At 43.0% G+C, this 21069-nt stretch carries 23 protein-coding genes and 1 riboswitch; of the genes, 15 read left to right on the top strand and 8 right to left on the bottom strand.

Going from position 1 to position 21069, the window contains the following annotated elements; genetic code table 11:
- Nucleotides 1-68: 68 nt before the first annotated feature.
- On the bottom strand, nt 69-815 hold the full coding sequence (locus ACTD55_RS03000; protein ID WP_438862822.1) for a GntR family transcriptional regulator: 747 nt from the start codon (nt 813-815) through the stop codon (nt 69-71).
- A 167-nt stretch (nt 816-982) separates the two neighbouring features.
- The gene (ampE, locus tag ACTD55_RS02995) at nt 983-1807 is read right to left on the bottom strand and encodes a beta-lactamase regulator AmpE (protein WP_438862821.1); all 825 of its coding nucleotides are present in this window, start codon (nt 1805-1807) and stop codon (nt 983-985) included.
- A gap of 315 nt (nt 1808-2122) precedes the next feature.
- Here ampE and ACTD55_RS02990 point away from each other — a divergent pair, with 315 nt between their 5' ends.
- The 8 genes from ACTD55_RS02990 to yacG all read left to right on the top strand — a co-directional run bounded on the left by ACTD55_RS02990 (nt 2123) and on the right by yacG (nt 8246).
- On the top strand, nt 2123-2644 hold the full coding sequence (locus ACTD55_RS02990) for a retropepsin-like aspartic protease family protein (RefSeq protein ID WP_438862820.1): 522 nt from the start codon (nt 2123-2125) through the stop codon (nt 2642-2644).
- Nucleotides 2645-2647: 3 nt separating this feature from the next.
- Complete coding sequence (gene nadC / locus ACTD55_RS02985) at nt 2648-3487, top strand: carboxylating nicotinate-nucleotide diphosphorylase (protein ID WP_438862819.1); 840 nt, start codon at nt 2648-2650, stop codon at nt 3485-3487.
- Nucleotides 3488-3725: 238 nt separating this feature from the next.
- Nucleotides 3726-4160, top strand: a complete 435-nt coding sequence (locus ACTD55_RS02980; protein WP_438862818.1) for a pilin — start codon at nt 3726-3728, stop codon at nt 4158-4160.
- 93 nt (nt 4161-4253) lie between these two features.
- Complete coding sequence (locus ACTD55_RS02975) at nt 4254-5474, top strand: type II secretion system F family protein (protein WP_438862817.1); 1221 nt, start codon at nt 4254-4256, stop codon at nt 5472-5474.
- A 179-nt stretch (nt 5475-5653) separates the two neighbouring features.
- A complete protein-coding gene (locus tag ACTD55_RS02970) occupies nt 5654-6541 on the top strand; it encodes a prepilin peptidase (protein WP_438862816.1) in 888 nt (295 codons plus the stop codon).
- On the top strand, nt 6538-7152 hold the full coding sequence (gene coaE, locus ACTD55_RS02965; protein ID WP_438862815.1) for a dephospho-CoA kinase: 615 nt from the start codon (nt 6538-6540) through the stop codon (nt 7150-7152). Before ACTD55_RS02970 ends, coaE begins: the two co-directional genes overlap by 4 nt.
- 61 nt (nt 7153-7213) lie before the next feature.
- Nucleotides 7214-7966: a cell division protein ZapD gene (gene zapD / locus ACTD55_RS02960; protein WP_438862814.1), complete on the top strand. Its 753-nt coding sequence runs from the start codon at nt 7214-7216 to the stop codon at nt 7964-7966.
- Nucleotides 7967-8015: 49 nt separating this feature from the next.
- Complete coding sequence (gene yacG, locus ACTD55_RS02955) at nt 8016-8246, top strand: DNA gyrase inhibitor YacG (RefSeq protein ID WP_438862813.1); 231 nt, start codon at nt 8016-8018, stop codon at nt 8244-8246.
- A gap of 145 nt (nt 8247-8391) precedes the next feature.
- On the opposite strand, the gene ACTD55_RS02950 is transcribed toward yacG, so the two are convergent.
- Entirely contained in the window at nt 8392-8916 is a 525-nt protein-coding gene (locus tag ACTD55_RS02950) for an NUDIX domain-containing protein (protein ID WP_438862812.1), read from the bottom strand.
- A gap of 69 nt (nt 8917-8985) precedes the next feature.
- On the opposite strand from ACTD55_RS02950, the gene ACTD55_RS02945 reads away from it, so the two are divergent.
- The 4 genes from ACTD55_RS02945 to prsT all read left to right on the top strand — a co-directional run bounded on the left by ACTD55_RS02945 (nt 8986) and on the right by prsT (nt 13691).
- Nucleotides 8986-9624, top strand: a complete 639-nt coding sequence (locus ACTD55_RS02945) for a TonB family protein (RefSeq protein WP_438862811.1) — start codon at nt 8986-8988, stop codon at nt 9622-9624.
- A gap of 52 nt (nt 9625-9676) precedes the next feature.
- A complete protein-coding gene (locus ACTD55_RS02940) occupies nt 9677-10234 on the top strand; it encodes a sigma-70 family RNA polymerase sigma factor (protein ID WP_438862810.1) in 558 nt (185 codons plus the stop codon).
- Nucleotides 10227-10832: a hypothetical protein gene (locus ACTD55_RS02935; protein ID WP_438862809.1), complete on the top strand. Its 606-nt coding sequence runs from the start codon at nt 10227-10229 to the stop codon at nt 10830-10832. Before ACTD55_RS02940 ends, ACTD55_RS02935 begins: the two co-directional genes overlap by 8 nt.
- A 114-nt stretch (nt 10833-10946) precedes the next feature.
- Nucleotides 10947-13691 carry an XrtA/PEP-CTERM system TPR-repeat protein PrsT gene (gene prsT, locus ACTD55_RS02930; RefSeq protein WP_438862808.1) on the top strand — a complete coding sequence of 915 codons (2745 nt, stop codon included), beginning with the start codon at nt 10947-10949 and terminating at the stop codon, nt 13689-13691.
- Between the two features lie 159 nt (nt 13692-13850).
- On the opposite strand, the gene ACTD55_RS02925 is transcribed toward prsT, so the two are convergent.
- Together ACTD55_RS02925 and ACTD55_RS02920 are read right to left on the bottom strand one after the other, a co-directional pair.
- Nucleotides 13851-14795, bottom strand: a complete 945-nt coding sequence (locus tag ACTD55_RS02925) for a nucleoside hydrolase (protein ID WP_438862807.1) — start codon at nt 14793-14795, stop codon at nt 13851-13853.
- The gene (locus ACTD55_RS02920; protein ID WP_438862806.1) at nt 14792-15688 is read right to left on the bottom strand and encodes a ribokinase; all 897 of its coding nucleotides are present in this window, start codon (nt 15686-15688) and stop codon (nt 14792-14794) included. The genes ACTD55_RS02925 and ACTD55_RS02920 overlap by 4 nt, the downstream gene beginning before the upstream one ends.
- Before the next feature lie 148 nt (nt 15689-15836).
- On the opposite strand from ACTD55_RS02920, the gene ACTD55_RS02915 reads away from it, so the two are divergent.
- Together ACTD55_RS02915 and ACTD55_RS02910 are read left to right on the top strand one after the other, a co-directional pair.
- The gene (locus tag ACTD55_RS02915) at nt 15837-16172 is read left to right on the top strand and encodes a PadR family transcriptional regulator (protein WP_438862805.1); all 336 of its coding nucleotides are present in this window, start codon (nt 15837-15839) and stop codon (nt 16170-16172) included.
- A gap of 2 nt (nt 16173-16174) precedes the next feature.
- Complete coding sequence (locus tag ACTD55_RS02910; protein WP_438862804.1) at nt 16175-17128, top strand: hypothetical protein; 954 nt, start codon at nt 16175-16177, stop codon at nt 17126-17128.
- Nucleotides 17129-17185: 57 nt separating this feature from the next.
- Here the strand turns inward: ACTD55_RS02910 and mobA are convergent, their stop codons facing one another.
- Both mobA and moaA read right to left on the bottom strand, forming a co-directional pair.
- On the bottom strand, nt 17186-17716 hold the full coding sequence (mobA, locus tag ACTD55_RS02905) for a molybdenum cofactor guanylyltransferase (protein WP_438862803.1): 531 nt from the start codon (nt 17714-17716) through the stop codon (nt 17186-17188).
- Between the two features lie 36 nt (nt 17717-17752).
- The gene (moaA, locus tag ACTD55_RS02900) at nt 17753-18721 is read right to left on the bottom strand and encodes a GTP 3',8-cyclase MoaA (RefSeq protein WP_438862802.1); all 969 of its coding nucleotides are present in this window, start codon (nt 18719-18721) and stop codon (nt 17753-17755) included.
- Nucleotides 18718-18924: riboswitch (molybdenum cofactor riboswitch) on the bottom strand. Its footprint overlaps the gene before it by 4 nt.
- 180 nt (nt 18925-19104) lie before the next feature.
- On the opposite strand from moaA, the gene ACTD55_RS02895 reads away from it, so the two are divergent.
- Nucleotides 19105-20064: a GGDEF domain-containing protein gene (locus tag ACTD55_RS02895; protein ID WP_438862801.1), complete on the top strand. Its 960-nt coding sequence runs from the start codon at nt 19105-19107 to the stop codon at nt 20062-20064.
- Here ACTD55_RS02895 and ACTD55_RS02890 read toward each other — a convergent pair.
- The gene (locus ACTD55_RS02890) at nt 20061-21059 is read right to left on the bottom strand and encodes a glycosyl transferase family protein (RefSeq protein ID WP_438862800.1); all 999 of its coding nucleotides are present in this window, start codon (nt 21057-21059) and stop codon (nt 20061-20063) included. The genes ACTD55_RS02895 and ACTD55_RS02890 overlap by 4 nt on opposite strands.
- Nucleotides 21060-21069: the final 10 nt, after the last annotated feature.

Genomic DNA, 21069 nt, shown 5'->3' with positions numbered 1-21069 from the left:
TGATCCAACATATTCATCTTATTGGTGACTAATCAATTGATTGCCAAACAAAAAACTAATTAGCGGTTTTATAATTCGATTCTTCGTAATGTTCGCTGCATACGCGAATTCTGGCGGTTAATATCCAGCAAGGTTTCTTCGATAAAAGCCAAATGCTCATTACTGGCCTGTCTCGCGCCTTCCGGATCAGCGTCACGAATTGCTTGCAAAATTTTGAGCCGTTGCGTACGCAACTTCTCACCACAATCACTGTGTTCGGCCAATACTTTGAGATTTCGTTCAATGTTGTCTAACAACATTGGTTGCATCGTGCGCACGACATGCAATAGCACTGCATTATGGGAACCTTCTGCCATGGCCACATAAAACTGCACTAATGCTTCGGCTTGGACTAAAAATTCAGCTTGCCAGCTACTTTCTACCTGACGATAAGCCGCTTCTATCTTATCCAAGTTAACTTGCTCGGCTCGCAACGCAGCATAATAAGCGGCAATCCCTTCAAGGGCATGACGAAATTCGAGCAAATCATATTGTGATTCGGGATTAGCACTAATCAAAGCCATTAATGGCTGATTAGCAACGGGATCGGCAATGTCTTGTACGTAAGTGCCACCACCTTGTTTGCGTTGCAACAGGCCTTTGGCTTCCAGCTTTTGGATAGCCTCACGCAATGAAGGACGTGACACATCAAAACGTGCCGCCAGATCGCGCTCTGAAGGCAGTTTTTGGCCCGCAATCATGCTGCCACTGAGGATCATTTCCTCCAGCTTTTGCATAATCACATCCGACAATTTTTGCGTTTTTATTCGCTGCATTGCTAACTAGCTTTTCCCAAATGGTAATACCAATTTACCTATTAGGGTAACCGATCTCCAATGATGGTGACAATCGCTATTCCACAAATATAGATTAATGCATTGTTTTATATGGATTTAAATTAAAAATTTACGATTAGAAAACAAGCCTGTAATGGTCTAACCATTCAGCTTATCAAACCGCCTAATGTCAGTACCGAAATCAGTACCAAAATAAATAACAGATTACGTTTCGCTAAACGTACTAGCGTACAAGGCTCTTGAGTCAGATCCGTTTCATCAATCGGGGCTTCTTCTGCGGCTTTACCCACATCACTCAGTATTTTCAACGCACTGGGTTCAGGCTCTACCAGATAAGCAACCCAAACCGGAAATGCCTTAGAAAAATGCCCCATAAAAACAAAGCCTAAGGTGGTGATTCTAACTGGCACCCAATCCAGTATTTTAACCCAGTCGTGCAAAGGGTTCGCCACAACTAATTGCTGTTGCTCGGCATATTGCAGCATATTGCGGCTAACCACATACAATAAGGCCCCTGGCGCGCCCAAAACGGCAAACCAGATTATGACCGCACTATAAAAACGATAATTAACCCAAACCAGTGTTTGGCCGACACTCATTCCTCGTTCAGGATCATGCCCCAATTGTTCGGCATACAAATAGCACGCTTCAGTATCACCGCGATTAGCCGCCTGTAAATAGTTTTTGTACGCCGCACGTTGTTGCGGACAACCTATGCATACCATCAAAACGGCAGCACTTAACACCAGTTCAATAACCCCTTGATTCACCAGTACAATAATCAATTGGAGTAATACTGCTGGAATAACAGTGATACCAATCACTTTCCACGTTGGCGTATTTTCATCTAACCATGAGCGCTGGGTAATTCCACCAACATAGCGCTGAAAGTAATATTCAAAACACCATAATGGAGTTTTAACCGTAACGCGCTCTAGAGCTAACACCAATAATAAACTGACCAGAATCATTCGATATTCCTATGCAGACTTCTGCTTATTGCCATTTAGGGCATATTGTTCGCGTGATAAGAGTATGCGTCTGCAAGATGTTCGTCAATCAGACCAGTCAGGATAAAATCAAGCCACGAGTACCGGGCTTCGAGCAACAAGCTAAAACCATACTCACGCAAAACGCGCAAAGAAAAACCCTATTTTAGTATTGATATACACCCAAAAAGTATGGATGCCCGTTGGTGCAGCCAACAAAATACAACTCGTCCTCGCCAAGCCCCTGCCCTTTTGGGTATCATTGGAATTTCCTGTATTGATTAAACAAGGCTTTTGATGTCCGACGCACAACCGCATAAATTCGGTAAAGGTATGTTTGTACTGGCCTGGCTGAGCGCTTTGTTACTATTAAGCTTGTGGTTTGACGACCTACTGGATGAGCAATTTAATCCTAATCAACACCCCTCATCAACTTACACGTCCAATCAGGTGATGGTTACCTTGCAACCTAATAAGCAAGGACATTATGTGGCCACTGGCAGTATTAATGGCTATCCGGTAACGTATTTATTAGATACCGGTGCAACACAAGTCTCAATCCCGGCCCATTTAGCTTCCAAGTTAGGCTTACAAGCCGGTTATCCGCAGCAAGTTAATACTGCCAATGGTGTCATTCAAGTCGCCAGTACTCGTATTAATACGCTGAGTTTAGGCGAAATTGAATTGCATGATATTGCAGCACATTTGAATCCGGCAATTGCTTCAGATGAGATTTTACTTGGCATGAGCGCCCTTAAAAAACTCGATTTCCAGCAGCGCAATGGCGCACTTATCTTAACTCAAACAACGAGAAACTAATTTATGCTAGACAGCGATATTACCCGTTCCGTCGAAGTCGCTTTGCAAGAAGATTTTGGCTATTTATCCTTTGAACAAGCTGACATTACCGCTTTGCTGATCCCCGAAAGCCAGCAGTCAACCGCCAACGTTATTACTCGTGAAGATTGCGTCATTGCAGGTAAACCTTGGGTAGATGAAGTATTCCGCCAATTGGGTAATGAGGTCAAACTTACTTGGCACTGTGACGATGGTGATCATTGCTGCGCTGGAGACACATTATTTACTTTGCAAGGACCGAGTCGCCAAATATTAAGTGGGGAACGTACCGCGTTAAATTTTTTGCAGACCTTATCCGCCACAGCAACCGAAACAGCCCGTTATGCAGCCTTATTAAAAGGCAGTCATACTAAAATACTCGATACGCGCAAAACCCTTCCCGGTTTACGTACTGCTCAGAAATATGCGGTTAAATGCGGGGGCGGTCAGAATCATCGTTTGGGTTTATATGACGCCTACCTAATTAAAGAAAACCATATTGCCGCCTGCGGTTCAATTCAGGCAGCCGTGTCGACAGCCCGCTCGAATGACAGTACTAAAACCGTTGAAGTCGAAGTGGAAAACCTAAACGAATTACAACAAGCGTTAAACGCAGGTGCCGATATTATTATGCTGGACAATTTTAGCCTGGAAGACGTTAAGCAAGCCGTATCACTAACCAAAGGTGCCGCTAAATTGGAAGTTTCCGGTAATATTGAACAAGATCGCTTAGTTGAATTAGCCGCTACCGGAGTCGATTTTATCTCTTCAGGGGCATTAACCAAGCATATAAAAGCGATTGATTTATCTCTGAGGTTGGACTAACTTAGTCTGGATAATTTATTTAAACCCCTGTTAAATAAACTATTTTTTTAACACAAATGGAGTTGGTTACAGCTTTTTAACACTTAAGTATTCATCCGCATACTTGTTACCGAGGCGATCGGATCTATACTGGAATTGTCCAAACAAGATGTGCCAACACAGCTTTTTTGTGAAACGCCAGATTTTTTGAAAACTTAAGCAAACACTTTGCGTTCCGGGAATGCATCAGGAGATACACATGAAAATGACTCAACTTAACAACAGCAAGGGTTTTACCCTAATCGAATTAATGATCGTAGTAGCAATCATCGGTATTTTGGCCGCCATTGCATTACCTGCGTATCAAACTTATACCAAAAAAGCCCGTTTTTCTGAAGTAGTATTATCTACCGCTGGACACAAATCAGCAATTGAAGTGTGCGCCCAGACTGAAGGTGATATTACTAGTTGTGCTAAAAATACCAATGGCGTACCTGATGATTTAGGTGCTTCTGGTATGTTGTCTAGCCTGACTTGGGATGCTGCCACTGGGAAATTAACTGCTACTGCAGTTGGTGCTTCAGGTGCTCCTGTAGATGGACTTGAAGGTGAAGTTTATGTATTAACTGGTACATTAAACAACGGTAAAGTAACTTGGACTGAAGATTGTTCAAATGCCGGTGGTCTGTGCTAATTCAAGCATAAAGAATCAGCCCAGGCATGCCTGGGCTTTTTTTTCTGTAAATTTTATCTACTGTCGTCCCCTACTTAATCAGGCAGGCTCGTTATGGCAAGTGCAACAAAAAATATCCTAACTTACGAATGGTCAGGCATGAATCGTCAGGGACAAAGCGTTAAGGGCGAAATTACCGCAGGAACGCTTAGCGAAGCGCGTAATATGTTGCGTCGCCGGGGTATTTCAGCCTCCAAAGTCAAAAAACAGTCCAAACCATTATTTGGTAAAGGCGCAGAAAAAATTAATGCCCAAGATATTTGTGTCGTATCAAGACAAATCGCCACTATGTTAAGCGCTGGTGTCACAATCATTCAAACCATTGAAATGATTGCACAAGGTCACGCTAAAGCATCAATGCGCAAAATGCTGGGTGAAGTGGCTAATGAAGTGAAAGCGGGAAATCCTTTATCATCAGCACTGCGTAAACATCCTCAACATTTTGAAGATCTATATTGCGATTTAGTTGAAACTGGCGAACAGTCAGGTGCATTGGAAACCATATATGATCGAATCGCGACCTATAAAGAGAAAGCTGAAGCACTTAAATCGAAAATCAAAAAGGCTATGTTTTACCCTATAGCAGTAGTAACAGTGGCCTTTATTGTAACAACAATACTACTTTTGTTTGTGGTGCCGCAGTTTGAAGAAATTTTTAGCAGCTTTGGTGCTGAATTACCCGCATTTACCCAAATGGTCATTGGAATGTCTCGTTTTTTACAAGATTATGGGATATTTATCGCAGCTGGTTTATTTGCCGCTGGTGTACTATTTGCCAGGCAATATAAAAAGTCGGCTAAATTGCGCGACTATCTGGACGCCAAATTACTTAAAGTACCGGTCATCGGTGAAATATTAAAAAAGGCCTCTATAGCCCGTTTTACCCGAACCTTAGCCACCACCTTTGCCGCTGGCGTGCCATTAATTGGAGCCTTGGAATCAGCTGCTGGGGCAGCTGGTAACGCGATATTCCGCGAAGCTATTTTATTTATGCGTAAGGAAGTTTCTGGTGGAACCCAGATGAATACCGCCATGCGTGCCACCGAAGTATTTCCGGATATGGTGACTCAAATGGTCGCCATTGGTGAAGAATCCGGCTCTGTAGAAGATATGCTTAGCAAAGTCGCTACTATTTATGAACGTGAAGTAGATGATATGGTCGATGGCTTAACCGCATTGCTGGAGCCCATGATTATGGCAGTATTAGGGGTAGTGATTGGTGGATTAATTGTGGCTATGTACCTGCCAATTTTTGAAATGGGTAATGTGATTTAACATACGAGCTACGAGCTACGAGCTACGAGCTACGAGCTACGAGCTACGAGCTACGAGCTACGAGCTACGAGCTACGAGCAGATTGTGAAAGGGAAATCAATTTCATTACCAACTGATTAGTGCATACTTCAAAATAAATCTAATACCAAACTAATTTAACAACAATGGATCATTCTTCTATGCCCGCAATTTTTCAATTACTGGCTGATAACTCAGCCTTTTTCCTTTCTGTTCTGTTTGTATTGGGTCTATTGGTCGGTAGCTTCCTGAATGTCGTCATTCATCGTCTACCTATTATGCTCGAACAGGGCTGGCAACGAGAATTCCAGCAGTATTTCAACCCTGAAGAATCTTTACCGCCTAGTCAACAAGACGAAGAAACCTATAACATAGTAACGCCAAGATCTCGTTGCCCCAAATGCCACACAGAGATCACCGCACTACAAAATATCCCGATTATCAGTTGGTTATTGCTACGAGGAAAATGTAAGCAATGCCAAAACCCTATTTCTATTCGCTATCCCATAGTGGAATTGATTACCGGTTTAGTTTCCATCGCTGTGGGTTGGCATTTTGGTTTTACTGCCGCCTGTGGATTAGCCCTTATCTTTAGCTGGTGCATGATCGCCTTAACCGCCATTGATATTGATAAAATGCTGTTACCCGATCAAATCTGTCTACCTTTATTATGGTTAGGTTTATTGGCCAGTATTAATGGCGTGTTTATCAACAGCACTGATGCCCTCATTGGCGCTGCAATCGGTTATATGAGCCTGTGGAGTTTATATTGGGCATTTAAACTGCTTACTGGCAAGGAAGGTATGGGCTATGGTGATTTTAAATTATTAGCCACAATTGGCGCCTTTGTCGGCTGGCAGCAACTCCCCATTGTAATTATTTTGTCTTCTTTTGTGGGGGCTATCATCGGCATTATCCACTTGAAATTGCAGGGCAAAGATCAAAGTCAGCCGATTCCTTTCGGCCCCTACCTGGCCATTGCTGGCTGGCTCACACTTTTGCATGGCCAATGGATTGCTGATCAATATTGGCAATGGATGCTAGCTTGAGTCGTTTTATTGTCGGATTAACCGGCGGCATTGGTAGCGGAAAAACCACAGTCGCCAACCTGTTTGCCGAGCAGGGTGTTGACATTATTGATGCCGATATTGTTGCCCGTGAAGTGGTGATGCCAGGCACACCTGGATTGAAAGCGATTTGCATCCGATATGGCGAAAAGGTGTTACTGGATGATGGCAGTTTGGATCGCAAACAGTTACGCAATTTAGTTTTTTCGGATACAGAGGAAAAGCAATGGCTGGATAACCTGCTTCATCCACAAATCAGGCAACGAATGATCGAACGCTGTGCTCAAGCAACTTCCTGTTATGCCATATTAGTCGTGCCATTATTATTAGAAAATGACATGACCGGTATGGTAAACCGAGTATTAGTCGTCGATACCAGCGAATCATTGCAACAGCAACGCACCGCGCAACGGGATAATGTTAGCCTGGCTCAAGTGGATCAAATTATGGCCACTCAACTGACACGCCAACAACGATTATCCCATGCCGATGATGTTATCCATAATGATGCGAAACCAGATAAGTTAAAGGAACAGGTAAATAAACTGCATCAGCAATATCTGATTTTAGCAAAAAAGGATGCAAAGGCTTGAAATCCCCGCGCTTTTGCGGTCTAGTGCACAGATTCGAATTGCAAACTAACTATCTAAATTTATGTCTGTGGCTGTTTATGAGTTCCCGCTCAATGAAAAGGTACGTACCTATTTGCGCCTTGAGCTATTGTTCAAACAACTTGGACAATGTCACTCGTTAACTGAAGACTGGCAATTCACCGGATTTTTTGAATCTTTTTTCACCTTATTAGATTTGTTGGAACGTATCGATATTCGCACCGATATTTTAAAAGATATTGAAATACACGAACGTAATCTGGTGCACTGGTCGCAACATCCACAGATTGATAACAATGCGCTTCAAGCGACCCTTAGGCGTATTGTGAATTTACGTGATCAGTTAAAATCAGCACGTAAAATTGGTGGCAACCTCAAAGACGATAAATTTCTTATGTCGATTCGGCAACGCTTTTCAATCCCCGGTGCGACATGCAGTTTCGATCTACCTAATTTGCATTTTTGGCTCAAACAACCTCGCGCTATCATTCATCAGGATATTGATCGCTGGATGCTGGAATTTCATCTGGTTCATCAAGCCATCGATATCACCTTATCTTTTTTGCGCGAACGAGGACGGCTCACCGATACCGTGGCAGAAAAAGGCTTCTATCAGGGTGTTGCAGATAGCAAGAATGAGTTAATCCGGGTCGAATGTCCCACTGACCAAGGCTATTATCCGGTGCTGAGTGGTAATAAACATCGTTATGCCATTCGCTTTATGCGATTTGATCCTGTGCCTAATGGCCAAATATCACAAGAGACAGATGTTAATTTTTGCCTGGCATGTTGCTAGCTCTGTTATAATCTCAATCATTATTTTCTGATTAAAATTAGTCTTTGTTATGCAAGTAAACTGTCCACAATGCCAAAAGCCCGTCGAATGGGTACCGAGTAGTGAGTTTCGCCCTTTCTGCAGTAAGCGTTGCCAATTAATTGATTTAGGCGAATGGGCCAATGAAGAAAAAGCCATTCCGGCTGGCGCCAATAAAGATGCCGAAACCAGTCCCCCGGAAATTGATATTGAAGATATAGAAGCCATGCTAAGTCAACAAAGTGATGACTTTTTCAAATAACGCTGTGACAAACTAAAACCCTAGTCACACCAAAAAATATTGATATTAAGCACCGAAAAACCGGCCTATCAACGGCTCATTTAAGGTGCTTTTCTGCCAAAGTCTCCAGCGGTAATTTATACGCATTTCAAATCGACGGTTAAATTTATTCCGCGCCCCAGCGCGTTAACGCATCGCGGGCAGAGCAAAAAGCTAATTGTCCAATATCCAATTCCTGTTTACTCCACCACACCACTTCGCTGACTTCTTCAGCTTGTAAACGCATCAATGGACGCTGGGTTAGCTTGATTCGGAAATATAAGTCCTGAGTATGATAATTAACATCACGGTAGCGGTACTGATTTGGCCAACTGGCAAAATAACGTAAGTCACTTAGGCCAACCGTCACACCTATTTCTTCCTCAATCTCCCGTTGCAATGCCTGTTCTGCTGTTTCATACGGATCCACAAATCCACCAGGCAAACCCAATAATCCTTTACCGGGATCCCGGGCACGACGAATTAATAACAGTTGATCATCCACCTCAATCAATGCCGCTACCGCCGTTGCTACATTATGAAAATAAACGAAACCACAGCGTGCACAGCGAAACTCCTTACCATCAAGACAAGTTAGTGACTTTTCGCCACATGTGAGGCAATAAAACGGTCCATCAGCTAAAAAATCCAAAATAATTTAACCCTTTTTTGTTTTCCCAATCGTTATAGCTATGAATCCTCCAATAAAAAGGAAAATAGCATGCATACCAGCCCGATGAACCGTATCAACCTTCAACCTGTTAGCAAAGCTTTATCGATTACATTAGTGGCAAGTACCATCACTTTTGCCCTATTCCTGTTAATGCAATATCTGATTCAATCTGATGCTGAAATGCCCGTCGAAACCCAACCTTATACAATTATTGATCCGGTCTTTGCCAAACAGGATACCCCGGAAACGACCCGTAAAATATTACCACCACTGCCCAAAATGACTGAGCAGCCCAAAACCCAGTCACTGCAGGAAACATCTAATGATATGAATCCGAATGATTTCGCTATTAACACTAAATTTAATATCGAAACGGCTAAAACAGTGGCGTTAACCGACTTTATTCATCAAGATGCAGAAGCAAAACCAATTTTTCGGGTTCAGCCCAAGTATCCGCTGGACGCAGCCAGAAAAGGAATAACTGGATGGGTTAAATTGTCTTTTGACATTAATGCCGCAGGGGCTGTTGAAAATGTTGCCGTAATTGATTCAGAACCTAAACGAGTCTTTGATAACGAAGCCAGGCGAGCACTGCAAAGATGGAAATATAAACCTCAAATGGCCAACGGCGTGACACAAACACAGTATAATCAAAGGGTAATGTTAAGTTTTAATCTGGAAAATTAGCAACAAAAGGGTAAGCGCAGATTAACTTTATAGGTACATTGAAGGAGTACAGATGAGTCTGACTATCGCTATCAAGTCACTGTTTAGTGTTGAAATAGATAATGACGACCTGATGCAAATGTACATTGCCAGCGACGATCCAAAGTTGTTGGCAAAATTATATGATAACTGTGGTAACGACTTGTTTCACTTTTTGGTCACTCAATCCGGTTACGAAATGGCCAAAGATATTAGCCAAAAAACCTGGTTAAAGGTGATCAATAATAAACAGATGTACCAAGCAAATGGCCATTTTAAAGCATGGCTATTTGCCATAGCACGTCATTTATTGATTGACGAAATAAGACAGCAAAAAAACCACAGCGATGAAGCGGTAAATAATCTTGCTGTGACTGATATTTCACCATTTTCTGAAATATTGGAAGAGGCTTTCGATCACGCGCTGCTAGACTTGCCCTTCGAACAGCGCGAAGCCTTCGTATTACAACAAGAAGGGTTCGGTATTCAGCAAATCGCCACTATTACTCATAGCGAACCTGAAGCGGTTAAAAGCCGTTTGCGTTACGCCAAGCAAAGCTTGAGAACCAAATTGGATATATATCATGACTAACCATAATGATGTCGAGCCATTGCAACAACACTATGAACTACGTAAGCGTCGGCATAAGGCGCCCAGATCAATTCGGGAAGTGGTGATAAGTAAAGCTCGCAACAATCAGCAGCACGTCTGGCAGCGTTTCAATCTACTAAACTGGACGGTGGGTGTAAGTGCCTTGAGCGCGCTGTTACTGCTCTATCAGTTCGTTACCATTTATCTTGAACCAATTCATGTGGCCCCCACTCAATATCAAGTGATACAGATCCACCGCTTACATCAGGAAACTTCACCCACACTGAGTGATATAGATAGATTACAACAACAGATGACCGTACTGCATGCCGACAATTATGCCCGTTATCTGCAAACTCATCATATATTAACCAGCCATCACAGCCAGATTGCTAAATTACTCGACACCAATGGTGGCTGGGAATTACAAACATGTGATGATCAGATAGTGCAAATCACTCCACAACTGGTCAACGCGATGTGGAATGCTCAGTTGTTTGATAAAAGTATCCAACAAGGTCAGTTGGTTAATATTCAATTTGACCAGCAGGGCAGGATCACCAGCATACATGCTGCCCAAACGCCTTATAGTTGCTAGCAGTTATTTTTACTGGCTAGAATTAGTCATCGCTTAAAATAGCCTGTTGCCAATGGCCTGAATGTTCAATACTCTGGTAAAGGTATAAAACGATGTTACATAAGGGAATAACAAGTGAAGAAAATATTTCTAATTCCGTTGGTCATAATGATGTGGGGTTGTTCACAAATGACCGCGGAAGAACATATTACCAGCGCCGATCAACTGATTGAAAAACAAGACTTCAAAGGCGCTATCATTGAACTTAAAAACGCCATCCAAATTGCCCCCGATAATAGCAACGCACGCTTTAAATTAGGTAAGATTTATCTTCAAACCAAAGAATATGGTGGTGCCGAAAAAGAACTAAATCGCGCCATGGAATTAGGTTATAGCGCTTCCCAAATTCTTCCCTTACTGACCATTGCCTTGGAAAAAAGCAAAGCCGATGTGGCACTAAGTAAAATTGATTTAGAGCAACAGGGCATGACGGACGACGAGGCCGTTCAAGTCGCTTATTTTAAATTACAGTCACTATTGAGGCTGGATAAACAAGAAGAAGCCAAACGCTTATTACGTCGAATTAAACTGTACAACACGGATTCTCATTATAAAAAATTGGCACTGGCTTATGAACAAGCCATTGATAAAAATCTTGAAGGTGCGCTGACATTAATTGATGAAGTATTAGCCAAAGCGCCAGGTAATCCACAAGGTCTGCAACAAAAAGCCTTACTACTGCTGCAAATGCAAAAGCCCGAAGAAGCGGCAAAAACCTATCAACTGTATTTAGATTACACTCCTGATGAACCAGAAGTGATGTTTATTCTGGCGAAAATTTGGGTCGATTTAGGCAAAACGGACTTGGCTGAACCTATTATCGATAAATTGTTAAAACTAAATCCGCAACATGGAGTATTGAATCACTATAAAGCCATAGCACGTTTTAATGACAAGGATTATCAAAATGCACTTAAATACGCAGAAAAAGCCATCCTACAGGACGGTGCCTCAACCCCGATTAGACTTGTTGCAGGCTATAGCGCTTATGCTCTGAAAGATTATGAAACGGCGCAAAAACACCTCCAATTTGCCGCCACACAGCTGCCCGAAGGACATCCTGCACTTAAAGTACTTGCGGCCAGTCAGCTCAAACTGGGTAAAAATATCGAAGCAGCAGATACCATTGGCAAGTTAGGCGATCCGAATCAAGACGACTTGTCGCTGTTTACCAGTACCAGTTATGAACTGTTAAAAGAAGGACGGGTAAAAGAGGCCAAAGAACTTATTGATCGTTCCGAACAACTGGGTACATCTGCTAATGATCTTACCAAGTTTGGAGTGTTGCAGTTGTCGCTCAACAATCCGGAAGGTATAGAAAAACTAGAACAAGCAGTAAAAATGGATCCGTCACTCGAAGAGGCACAATCGAGCTTGGCCGTTGCTTATTTAAATACTAACCAGTTAGACAAAGCCCAAGCATTAGCAGAACGCTGGCAAGCCACTGCACCAGATAATATTAAACCTTATTTACTCAAAGGGATGCTTGCCGCGAAGCAAAACGATCTGGCCGCTGCCAAACAAAATTATCAGCAAGCATTAGCGATTGAGCCCGATAGCAAATCCACTCAGTTACTGCTTATCGAATTAGAGTCGGCCCAAGGCAACAAAGACAAGGCATTACAACAATTAGAAACCTTTATTGAACAAAAACCACCTTACATGCCAGCCGTTTCCCGTTATTTTGCTTTGATGCGTCAACAAAATAAAACGGAACAAGGTGTCGCTAAACTCAAATCACTATTCGAGGCAACACCCGACAATCTCGGCATACGTTTAATATATGCGGCAAGTTTATTGCTGACGAATGACGTCGACAACATGCTTAAGATTCTTAAAGAAACGCCCGAAATGGAGCATCCACCAGAATTGTACAATCGCTTAATGGGAACCGGATTATTACGTAATTCCCAGATTGACCAAGCATTAGCACATTATGACAAATGGCTTCAGAATGAACCTGAAAATGCACAGGCACTATCGGGTAAGTTATCCATTCTTGAAGCGCAAAATAAAAATGCAGAAGGCTTGGAATTAGTCAATAAAACCGCTGAAACTTACGGTATTAACACTCAGTTAATGGTAATGCGTACCCTGTTCGAACTGCGCTTAGGCAATTATCCAGATGCCCAAAAAAGTTATGATCAGTTACCTAAAAATATACTGGAACAACCTATCGTTCGTGGCTTTCTAGCCCAGTTGCAAATGCATAATAAAAACTTTGCCGATGCATTGCCTAATGCGTTGGCGGCTTATCAAAGCAAACCTAATTCATACAATGTCAGATTGGTGGTATTTTGTCAGGATGCATTAGGCGATAATCAAGCCAGTGCTGAATTTATAAAGCAGCACTTAGCCAAACATCCTACTGACCAAATCACTAAAGTCATGTTGGCAGAAAGGCAAATTAGCAGTGATAAAGAGGCGGCGATTCAATCCTATGAAGAACTGGTAAAAGCGAATCCGGGAAACTTTTTAGCACTAAATAATTTGGCTTATTTATACAACGAACAAGGTCGTTTAGATGACGCAGAAAAATATGCCAAACAAGCCGTTGCGTTATTGCCGACTCATCCCGATGCACTGGATACTTTGGCTCAAATACAACTAGCTAAAGGCAATACAGACCAAGGTATTCGTAATTTAGCCAAAGCTACCGACACCGGTAAAGCCAGTGAAGAAGTGTGGCTAAACTATATTGAAGCCTTGCTCAAGGCAGGCAAAACAGAACTGGCCAAGCGGAAAATTGCTGATCAGGATTTTAAACAGCCGGCTTCATCAAAACGACTGGAACAGATAAAAACCCAATATTCGTTATAAAACCAGCTCAGAAACGAACAAGGGACTCCATATCATATATGTGAGTCCCTTTTTAATACCTACAACAATCAATATGTCGATTATCTATTCAATCTTCCGCCAAATACTCCTACCAACGGAAGATTGTGAACTCGGCAGAACTTAGCTGTCAATAATCAGTTAAAGTGCGTATACGGTTTTATATAACTGATTAACCTTGTCTTCATCGACTTTCAGAGCGACATTAGCGTATGGCCCTGATGTCCAAGGTTCACTGATGCCTTTGCCTTTTGGACAACATACTGTCTGACCACGAGTCAATTCGTCAGTTGAAACCATCACCTTGCATTGTTCTACTTCAAACCATTCAGGATGTAGTATGTAGGCCAAGGTAATTACATCGTGAAAACGGCATTCTCGCTGTGCTTGACCTTGCGAGTAAAAATCCATGTAAAACTGGGAGATTTTATTCACAAAACCGCCCAGAACGGAATTACCCTGCTCCAAAGCATCCAGAAAATCCTGATTGAAACGCAAGGTATCAGTGATATCTAAACCAATCATGGTCAACGGCCACTCAGCAGCAAAAACGATTTGTGCTGCATAAGGGTCATTCCAGATATTCGCTTCTGCCACTGGGTTCACATTACCCGGCGCTCGAGCTGTTCCGCCCATCAATACCACTTGTTTAACTTTGCTTGGTAAGGTGGGATCAAGTCGCAAAGCCGCGGCAATATTGGTCAGTGGTCCAATGGGCACCAAAGATACTTCACCCGGATATTGGTTGACCATATCCACAATAAATTGGGCTGAACTGCGCGGATCCAGTTTTCCTTTGGCAGGTGGATGATTAATATCACCAAACCCATCATTTCCGTGCACAAAATGGGCATAAGTCGAAGGACGCCCGAACCAGGGACGTGACATTCCCAAAGTGACTGGAACATCGGTCTTGCCTGCCAGCTCACATAAAATTAGTGCATTGTTTGCCGACATATCCACTGGCACATTACCAAAAACCGTGGTTAAGCCCAGCACGTCAAATTTGGGTGACTGGAATGCAAAAAAGATCGCCATCGCATCATCAATGCCCGGATCCGTATCAATAATTATTTTTTCACTCACTTATAATTCTCCTTAATAAAATTTTGTACATCGAGCAACAACGGAATAGAAGGAGCTGCACCGGCTTTTTGTACCGCTAACGCAGCAGCGGCACTAGCCTGTTGCATTGCTTGTCCCGCTTCCATTCCCTGCCCATAGGCAGCAATAAAATAGCCGATAAAAGTATCCCCCGCTGCCGTGGTATCAATCGCATTTACCGCGTATGCATCCACACTTAATATGCGGTTTGAGGTAATCAATTTGGCTCCTGACTGCCCCAAGGTTAACAACACTTGGCTATTTGGCCATTGGTTCTGAAAGAAATGTATTTGTGCTTCAAGTTCATCACACCCACTCACCGCTTGGGCTTCAGTCTGATTAACAATTAACAAGTCCACCCAATCAGGTTTAACCTGTTGAATGACATCGGTAATCGGAGCTGGGTTATAAGCGACGGAAAGTCCCTTTTGCCTGGCCATTTGCAACGCTTGTGGCACTAAGGTGGTTTCATTCTGGGTCAGAAACCAGTCATTACTATCAGCCTCATCCACAACCTGTTGAATATCTTGCTGGTTGATAATTTGATTGGCTCCACCGAATAGCACAATGGCATTCTCACCACTGGGGACCACCTGAATAATGGCATGACCTGATGGTTCGTCGGTCATTTTAATTGCATCACAATCAACCGCATAATCATTCATTTGCTGTTTAAAATCCTGATCCGAATGATGTAATGCGCCAATATGCTTAACCTTGGCCCCAGCCTTTGCCAAAGCAATAGACTGATTCGCTCCTTTACCACCCAGTACACGTTGATAGGCGCTAGACGCCAAGGTTTCTCCGGGTTTTACAAAATGTTCGACCTGATAGACATGATCAATATTGATCGAACCTAAATTAATAATTGCCATAACATTCCTGATTTTATGTTAACTCAGCAAGTCTACCGCACAGTGCGCGGAAAGCTTGTATTTATCTTAAACAACTAAAAAATAATTTGCATCCTGTTACTGTGTAACATACAGTGTATACTATGCAATACACAGTATAAGACTCATCATGCCGATAGATCCTGAAAGACTAAACAAATTAACCATGGAATTGCGCCGCGGTGTGCTGATTTTAACCGCGCTATCGTCACTAAAGCAGGAACATTACGGCTATTCGTTGCGTAAAAAACTGGCCACTGTTGGATTGGAGATTGATGAAGGCACCCTTTATCCGTTGCTGCGTCGCCTTGAAGACCAAGGCTTATTGCACAGCCATTGGCGCGAGGAACAAGGCCGTAAACGACGCTTTTATCAAACCTCACCTGACGGACTCGACGCCTTGCAACAAATGACCAATGAATGGCACAACCTAAACAACGCCATGCTTAAATTAATGGAGAACTAATAATGAACTGGTTAAAACGTTATGTCAGCGCAGTCAAAACCTATTTACCCAATAAACTCAAAGAAGATATAGGGAACGAACTGTATTCAAGCCTACAGGATCAATGTGATGAGCAATCGGAACAATTGGGGCGCTCGCTAACCGATGAAGAAGTCCAGCTAATATTGCTCGAAAGAGGCCATCCAATGTCAGTTGCCGCTTCCTATCAACCGGGCAGAACGTTAGTCAGCGCAGAACTTTTTCCGGTCTATTTACAGGTATTGAAATGGGTGTTTCTGATTATTTTTATTGTTCAGTCTAGTGGTACCTTACTTGACCTGTTTGATCAAACAGCACCCAGCTATGTTGGTGCATCAATTCAATTAGTCGGCAATCTGTTTGAAGCCGGGCTGCAAGGTTTCGCCTGGGTCACGATAAGTTTCTATCTAATTGGAGAAACCATGTCCCGCAAAGCTTTCATTAAAGGCTGGCATCCCCGCCAATTACCTAATGTGACCCATTCAGGCGAGCAAATCAGTCTGTTTGAGAGTGCTGTCGAGTTAATATTCCAATTACTCTTTATCGGATTTATTAACCAACTCTTTGGCCCCTATGATCATGGCGAGCCTGCGCGCCTGACAATTCATGTTAGTGAGCAACTTTTATCACTGTTACCCTGGATTAACGTGGTGATGGCATTATCGGTCTTGTTCAGCCTAAGTAAATTGATGGCTCCCTACTGGACCCGACGCAAAATCATTGCGGATTGGCTAATTTACGCCATATCGTTTGTGCTATTAATCACCATGTTCCAGTTAAACAACCCCATTGATGTTTACTGGGGAGCTCAAGACAATACCAATCTGTTTAAAACGGTATTTCCCGACAACTGGTGGCAAAATTTTATCTTTATATTAGGATTTATTTTTCTAGTTGATATTGGATTCAAAATCAGAAAATTCCGTCAGTTAACATAAAAAGTCAGCCCGTGGCCTCACCAATTGGGGTGAGGCAGTAAGCTAATATCAGCATAGTTAAATCAACTGATGCCAGTCTTCCATACTATTTAAGTTTTTAAATTTTTCCGGAACAGCACAGGGCAATTTATGATGCTCAAATTGTTCAAGCATATAGGTAATGGAACGTTTACCGTCGTTTTGCAACTGTTGCTGAATAAAGCTCACCACGGTCGTTGAATAAGGGATAAAAATAGGTAAACAACTCGCCTGGTAACAACAGATATTCTGTGACGACATCCCCGTTTTTAGTAGCGTAATCATCAGGTTTTCAGTCAATAGTGGCATATCCACCGGCACAAACAAATATCCGTCAAAGCGGTGCTGACTCATTACCGCATGTATCCCGCCCAAGGGGCCAGATTGAGGATAAATATCACCAATAAAACCCGGTTGGTTGCGGCTGACCAATACGGATTCAACCTCACAGCCAATCAATAGCTGTTGCGCTCGGGCTAATAAACTTTGACCATGCCAATCCATATTGGCTTTATCCTGTCCCATTCGGCGGGACAAGCCACCGGCCAGAACCACTCCAGCAATGTTCAATTAAAGACCCACCTTGCTTATCCGATTACTGTTGCTTCATCCACCTAGCATGGCTAGATTTTTCGTTGCCCCGGTATATCCGTCTTGTAACCAGTGAGTAGCCTGTTTATTACCCAACAAATTAACCAATTCATTTTGTAATGCTTGCTGATCACCTAACTGGATAAGCGGACGTAATTCCAATCCTTGCTCAGCAAACAAACATAAATGTAATTTGCCGGTAGAAGAAATTCGTAGCCGGTTGCAACTGGCACAAAAATCTTTGCTATAAGGCATGATTAAACCAATTCGGCCAACATAATCCGGATGCATAAATTCCTGCGCAGGACCGGCAGCCTTATCACGAATAATTTGACTCCATCCTTGTTGCAATAACTGCTGTTTAATCGGTTCTCCAGATAAATGATTAGCGCGGAAAAAATCCTGATTATCACCGGTTTGCATTAGCTCGATAAAACGCAATGTAACCGGCTGTTGCTTAATCCATTCCAGAAAACGCGCTAATTGATTGGTGCTATAGGGTTTTAACAACACCGCATTAATTTTAACTTTAATTCCCGCCTTAACCGCTTTTTCGACGCCTTGTAAAATCGTTGTCAGCTTATTTTGCCCGGTAATATCAGCAAACTGGCGCGGATCCAAACTATCGATACTAACATTTAGCGCGGTCAAGCCCGCCTTGCACCAAGCGTCTATATCCCGTTCTAATCGAAAACCATTAGTGGTAATCGCCACTTGTTCAATCCCCGGAGTTTGGGCACAAATAGCGATAATTTCGGTAAGATCTTTACGCAAAGCCGGTTCACCGCCAGTAATGCGTATTTTACTTGTGCCTAACTGCGCAAAAGCGCTAGTGATATGACGAATTTCATCCAGATTTAAAAAATCGCGGGAACTATCACACTGATAGCCATCGGGCAGACAGTAGTTGCAACTGAAGTTGCATACATCGGTTATGGACAGGCGCAAATAATGAAAGCGTCGCCCCAGCTTATCTTCTAACATAGTACTATTTTCATCCTTTCCAAAGTCAATGCTTAACGTTTGTTACGCATATCGGGAAGCTGGTCGATTTCTCTTGCAGCCCGGCCATCAGTCGAATAATCGTAAACAGGATCCATTCATCTTTATGGCGGCCAGTTCAGCTTGTTTGATCAATTTAAAACAACACCAAATTTAGCTAAAAAGGCTAGGAGTTAACGATTTCAGTATCGCTTATTCAGCGCGATTTATCATCCCTTTCCTGCCAAATAGCCGGATTAAATAATTGACTCTCAAACATTTTTAAACAATTCTTGAAGTGAGGGGCCGTTGAAAGGCGCAAGGTCACCCCCCATGGGCTAAACGCCTTGTTTAACAGTTGTTTCAGCATTAAAAAGGATAATAAAATGCTTAGTGATCTGTTCGATGGTAGTTTTATGCCACATGGCCATTGTTTATTATGGCGTTGGGATCTGTTATTCCTGCATGTCGGCGGAGACTTACTTACCGCCATTGCCTATGCCCTCATTCCGATTGCCTTAATCCATTTGGTACGTAAACGCGACGATTTAAAATTTGACCGGCTTTTCCTAATGTTCGCCGGGTTCATCGGTTTTTGCGGTATTACGCATGTATTCGGCTTAATCAATATTTGGCATGGTTATTATTATCTCGAAGGCATAGTGAAACTTTTCACCGGCCTCATCTCGATGACCACCGCCATTGTGTTATGGAAGCTCACTCCCAAAATATTGCAGCTGCCGAGTGCAGCCATGTTATCCCAACGTAATGCCGAACTTGTCGCAGCCCAACAGGAACTGCGCGAAATCAACGCGACGCTGGAAACTAAAATAGAAGAGCGTACTCAAGAATTACGTATTCAGGCTCACACTGATCCATTAACCAACATCAGCAACCGGCGTGCCATTATGTCTGACCTGCAAAGAGAAATGGAACGCTGCAAACGCTATCAACGCAGTTGCTCCATCCTAATGCTGGATGTAGATTTTTTTAAACACATTAACGACAACCATGGTCATCAGGTTGGCGATGAGATTCTGGTTCAAATTGCGCAAAACATCTTAACTACCTGTCGCCAAACCGATTATGTTGGGCGTTATGGTGGTGAAGAATTCCTGATTGTTTTATGTGAAGTGGATCAACAGCAAGCCTATGAATTAGCCGAACGTATACGCACTAATATTGCCGGACTAAAACTGTCCATCGACGTCAACCTCACTTGCAGCATCGGCATTGCCGGGCTGGTTGATGGGCAAGATATTGCGACGTTTATCAAACAAGCTGATGATGCCGTTTATCTAGCCAAAAAGCGCGGCCGCAATCAAGTTGCTTACTCCGAAAGTTAAGCTGTTGCCTCTAAAAATAAGCCTTGTTTATCACGCTCCTTCCACAAGGTTTGTGCTTGCAGGTGCGCCTGTGACCAGTCCAGTTTTTCCAGTAACACCAACTGCACAGCAAGAGTGCCAATCACCGCAGTATAAGCATAATCAGAAGCAAATTCGCCTTGCCAGTAACGTTGCAATTGCTGTACATCAAGCGCCTTATCTTTGACTTGCCATTGTGGTAACAATAACGGCACTTCGATGCTCTGATAACCACCGTGCCGCACCACATGCAGCGTTACATTACGTTCAGGATTAAACTCAATTTCCCCTCCTTCACCACGAAAACACAGCATATTGTTATGCTTGGTCAACAAAGCGGTATCCGCATGTTTTTGATCTACATGATGGTGATAAACCCCTTGCAACGAATACGCTGCTTGACTGGGGTTTAGCATTCTGGCCAAGGTATTTGCACAACTGCGTAAACCAAACTGGGCACGTAACTGAATAAGCTCATCCAGCTGTGGATTGATCTGGGACAAGTTCATATAGGTCATGCCCCACTGCGCCAGTTGCACCTTTGCTTCGGCGACTGTTTGCGCGGGTGAAAATCCGAGTTGTGGTAATACTTCGGTTAAATATAAACGCTGTGAATCCGGCTCTTCACTACCATGCAAAAAAATCCGTTTACCCTTTTGGGCCAGCACTCTGCAAGCCAGCAAAAACCAGGGAAGATGACGACGTTTACCGGCATAACAGCCCATATCCAAATCAACCTTCAAATCGCTCAATTCAGTTTGATTAAACGCTCGGCAAGCTTGTACAAAACCGGCCAGTTCCTCGGCCGTTTCTTCGCGTACCCGTAATAACATTAAAAAAGCACCGCGCTGTTCAGCGGTAGCTTGACCTGCTAACAGTAAACTAAATGCTTCATAGGCTTCAGCTTGGGTTAAATTACGACCAGCGCGTAAGCCTCGGCCTAGGGTTTTCAAATGTTGTTTAAACTGTGCTGACATGGATATGGCT

Source organism: Neptunicella sp. (assembly GCF_048268085.1).
Classification (GTDB): Bacteria; Pseudomonadota; Gammaproteobacteria; order Enterobacterales; family Alteromonadaceae; genus Neptunicella.
This window is presented reverse-complemented; position numbering and strand designations above follow the sequence as displayed.

What these genes read in the sequence shown, in the direction of transcription:
- ACTD55_RS02920 (WP_438862806.1), bottom strand. Translation starts at nt 15,688, where the DNA reads ATGGCAATTATTAATTTAGGTTCGATCAATATTGATCATGTCTATCAG.
- ACTD55_RS02895 (WP_438862801.1), top strand. Translation starts at nt 19,105, where the DNA reads ATGCTTAGTGATCTGTTCGATGGTAGTTTTATGCCACATGGCCATTGT.
- yacG (WP_438862813.1), top strand. Translation starts at nt 8,016, where the DNA reads ATGCAAGTAAACTGTCCACAATGCCAAAAGCCCGTCGAATGGGTACCG.
- ampE (WP_438862821.1), bottom strand. Translation starts at nt 1,807, where the DNA reads ATGATTCTGGTCAGTTTATTATTGGTGTTAGCTCTAGAGCGCGTTACG.
- ACTD55_RS02975 (WP_438862817.1), top strand. Translation starts at nt 4,254, where the DNA reads ATGGCAAGTGCAACAAAAAATATCCTAACTTACGAATGGTCAGGCATG.
- zapD (WP_438862814.1), top strand. Translation starts at nt 7,214, where the DNA reads ATGTCTGTGGCTGTTTATGAGTTCCCGCTCAATGAAAAGGTACGTACC.
- ACTD55_RS02945 (WP_438862811.1), top strand. Translation starts at nt 8,986, where the DNA reads ATGCATACCAGCCCGATGAACCGTATCAACCTTCAACCTGTTAGCAAA.
- moaA (WP_438862802.1), bottom strand. Translation starts at nt 18,721, where the DNA reads ATGTTAGAAGATAAGCTGGGGCGACGCTTTCATTATTTGCGCCTGTCC.
- ACTD55_RS02910 (WP_438862804.1), top strand. Translation starts at nt 16,175, where the DNA reads ATGAACTGGTTAAAACGTTATGTCAGCGCAGTCAAAACCTATTTACCC.
- ACTD55_RS02890 (WP_438862800.1), bottom strand. Translation starts at nt 21,059, where the DNA reads ATGTCAGCACAGTTTAAACAACATTTGAAAACCCTAGGCCGAGGCTTA.
- ACTD55_RS02935 (WP_438862809.1), top strand. Translation starts at nt 10,227, where the DNA reads ATGACTAACCATAATGATGTCGAGCCATTGCAACAACACTATGAACTA.
- ACTD55_RS02970 (WP_438862816.1), top strand. Translation starts at nt 5,654, where the DNA reads ATGCCCGCAATTTTTCAATTACTGGCTGATAACTCAGCCTTTTTCCTT.
- ACTD55_RS02980 (WP_438862818.1), top strand. Translation starts at nt 3,726, where the DNA reads ATGAAAATGACTCAACTTAACAACAGCAAGGGTTTTACCCTAATCGAA.
- nadC (WP_438862819.1), top strand. Translation starts at nt 2,648, where the DNA reads ATGCTAGACAGCGATATTACCCGTTCCGTCGAAGTCGCTTTGCAAGAA.
- ACTD55_RS02940 (WP_438862810.1), top strand. Translation starts at nt 9,677, where the DNA reads ATGAGTCTGACTATCGCTATCAAGTCACTGTTTAGTGTTGAAATAGAT.
- ACTD55_RS02915 (WP_438862805.1), top strand. Translation starts at nt 15,837, where the DNA reads ATGCCGATAGATCCTGAAAGACTAAACAAATTAACCATGGAATTGCGC.
- ACTD55_RS03000 (WP_438862822.1), bottom strand. Translation starts at nt 815, where the DNA reads ATGCAGCGAATAAAAACGCAAAAATTGTCGGATGTGATTATGCAAAAG.
- ACTD55_RS02990 (WP_438862820.1), top strand. Translation starts at nt 2,123, where the DNA reads ATGTCCGACGCACAACCGCATAAATTCGGTAAAGGTATGTTTGTACTG.